1 protein-coding gene and 1 pseudogene are annotated in these 766 nt (G+C 55.2%); both read left to right on the top strand.

The window, feature by feature from the left end; genetic code table 11:
- The coding region (locus tag GC097_RS16080) for an ABC transporter permease (protein WP_376768395.1) at positions 1-510 on the top strand (510 nt) is incomplete at its 5' end.
- Positions 500-766, top strand: a pseudogene (locus GC097_RS16075) (sugar ABC transporter permease YjfF); the annotation flags it as partial. The gene GC097_RS16080 and the pseudogene GC097_RS16075, both read left to right, overlap by 11 nt.

The raw sequence follows: 766 nt of genomic DNA, 5'->3' as shown, positions 1-766 counted from the left end.
CTTGCGGCCATCGTGTTTGCCGCAGCCGCATTACTGACGCGGAAAACGGCGCTCGGTCTGTTCATTGAGTCGGTCGGCTGCAAGCCGACGGCCAGCCATTTGGCCGGCATTCGCTCCCGTACGGTCATGCTGGCCGTGTATATTTTCTGCGGCGTCTGTGCGGGGATTGCCGGATTGATCTTGAGCTCGAACGTCTCCAGCGCCGACGGCAACAATGCCGGTCTATGGTACGAGCTCGATGCCATTCTTGCCGTCGTCATCGGGGGAACCTCCCTGAACGGCGGAAGATTTTACCTAAGCGGAACACTGATCGGCGCGCTTATCATCCAGACGTTGACGACAACGATTTATATGATCGGGGTTCCGCCTGAGATCACGCTCGTCGTCAAAGCGTTCGTCGTGCTGGCCGTCTGCTTGATTCAGTCCGAAGCTTTCCGCCAATCCTTGATCATCCGCTGGAAGACTCGTCATTATCCGGGAGAACGGGAGGCTAAACGCCATGCTGCTTAATCGCAAATACATTCCGATTTATGTCACCGTTATTTTATTCGCCACAATGTATATCGCAGGCTCTTTCCGGTATACCGGCTTCTTCTCGCTGCAAGTGCTGCTGAACTTGCTCATCGATAATGCCTTTTTATTGATTACGGCCGTGGGGATGACCTTCGTCATTGTATCCGGCGGCATCGATTTGTCGGTAGGCTCCGTGATCGCGTTGACGACCATGATTTCGGCTTCCCTGCTTGCGGCAGGCTGGTCGCCGGTG

Origin of the sequence: Paenibacillus planticolens (assembly GCF_013141725.1) — a bacterium.
GTDB classification, from domain to species: domain Bacteria; phylum Bacillota; class Bacilli; order Paenibacillales; family NBRC-103111; genus Paenibacillus_E; species Paenibacillus_E planticolens.
The sequence above is the reverse complement of the archived record's forward strand: the minus strand, read 5'-3'. Positions and strand labels throughout refer to the sequence as shown.